We start from the raw sequence: 1,895 nt of genomic DNA on the forward strand, positions 1-1,895 counted from the left end.
CCGAAGACGACGACCACGCCGAAGATGAGGCCGAAGACGACGACCACGCCGAAGATGAGGCCGAAGACGACGACCACGCCGAAGAGGGAGGACATGCCCACACCGGCGCCGACCCCCACTTCTGGCTGGATCCGCTGCGAGTTGCCAAAGCCGCTCTGCTGATCGCTGAAGCACTTACGGAGATCGACCCGTCCGGTGACTGGATGTCCCGCGCCGAGGCCTATGCCGCCACCCTGACCGAACTGGACGCAGAGATCCAGGACATCCTTGCCCCGATCCCGCATGAGAGCCGGGTGCTGATCACGAACCACGACTCGCTCGGCTACTTCGCTGATCGTTACGAGTTCGAGGTCATCGGCGTGGTCATTCCGGGCGGCTCAACCCTCGCCGACCCCAGTTCGGCGGAACTGGCTACGTTGGTTGAGGAGATCGTGGAAGAAGGAGTGAAGGTGATCTTCGCGGAGACCATCGACTCCACTGCGCTGGCGGAGGCGGTTGCAGCCGAGGCCGGCACTGACGTAGCAGTTGTCACCCTCCACACGGGATCCCTGGGCGAGCCGGGAACGGAAACCGACAACATTGTCGGAATGCTCAGGAACAATGCCATCAGGATCGCCGACGCCCTCTCTTAAAGCGTGCCGCAGCAAAAAGGGCCACTTGCCTAGGCAGGCGCCGAAACGAACTCCGCGGGTTCGCCCGCGACTATTGCCTGGGATTCGATTGTCGGCAACAGTTACAACCCCGGATCGAGTGAGGGCCTGACCCCATGGAGTGGTTTACCGAACCCTTCGAGTTCGCCTTTCAGCAGCGGGCGATGCTGGGTGGCGCGCTGGCCGCCATCGCCGGGGCGGTGGTCGGGACCTGGGTCGTGATTCGTGGCATGAGCTTCCTAGGTGACGCCCTGATCCACGGGGTGATACCGGGGATCACGCTGGCCATCCTCCTCGACTTCAATGTGTTCATAGGGGCGGGGATGGCGGCGGTGGTCATGATCGCCGGGATCAATCTGGTCCACCGCCAGACCGTTTTCTCCGAGGACACCGGTATCGGGCTGCTGTTCGTGGGAATGCTGGGTCTGGGTGTCATCTTCATCTCCCGGTCTCCTTCCTACAGCGGCGGGATCGCGGCGATCCTTTTCGGCGATACTCTGGGCGTCCAGGCGGCGGATATCCAGGTCCTGATGGTCGTGACGGCGGTCGTGGTCCTGGTCTCGGTCATCCTCTACCGACCCTTTCTCGTACTGTCCTTCAACGAGACCAAGGCCAGCCTGCTGGGACTACGACCTTCTCTCACCAACGCCGCGCTGCTGACGTTGGTCACCCTCTCCATCGTCGGTTCCTACCGCACTGTCGGAACCCTGCTGGCGTTCGGCCTGCTGGTGGGGCCTCCAGCAACGGCCGCTCTCCTGGTGCGGCGCGTTCCCGCCATGATGATCACGAGCGCGGTCATCGGGGTCATCAGCGTGGCCGGCGGGCTGGTTATCAGCTACCACGCCAACACGTCCGGGTCGGCAACCATGGCGGTCCTCCCGGTGGTGCTGTTCTTCCTGGTGCTGGCGGTCACCAACCTCCGGGAGAGAATCGCGTCGAGTGCGGAGAACGCGACCGGCAAGTAGCCCTGGAGCTTCATACCGCGACAGGGCCATCGAATAGCGATGATCCAGTTCAGGCGCCCCGGAACTCCCGCTCCGTTCACCCCCACCAGCCCCCATCCATGAAGAATTGTCCATGAAGAATCGGCACCAGACCGGCGCCTGCTATCCTTGGTCCTTCGTAGTCTCGGTTGGCTCCGGTCCTGATGGTAAAGGGTCGGGTCCGGCGGAGATCCGTCAGCACGAAAGGAGCCCCGGATGGGTGCGCACGACCCGCACGAGTGCGATACGCACGAGCACCACG

The 1,895-nt window shown here is 63.4% G+C and carries 2 protein-coding genes; both read left to right on the forward strand.

What is annotated here, in order from left to right; genetic code table 11:
- Positions 1-632: metal ABC transporter substrate-binding protein (locus OXK16_07035; GenBank protein MDE0375700.1), on the forward strand; the 632-nt coding region annotated here is incomplete at its 5' end.
- A gap of 134 nt (positions 633-766) precedes the next feature.
- Positions 767-1,615, forward strand: a complete 849-nt coding sequence (locus tag OXK16_07040; protein MDE0375701.1) for a metal ABC transporter permease — start codon at positions 767-769, stop codon at positions 1,613-1,615.
- Positions 1,616-1,895 lie beyond the last annotated feature (280 nt).

This window comes from bacterium (assembly GCA_028821235.1).
Taxonomy (GTDB): domain Bacteria; phylum Actinomycetota; class Acidimicrobiia; order Spongiisociales; family Spongiisociaceae; genus Spongiisocius.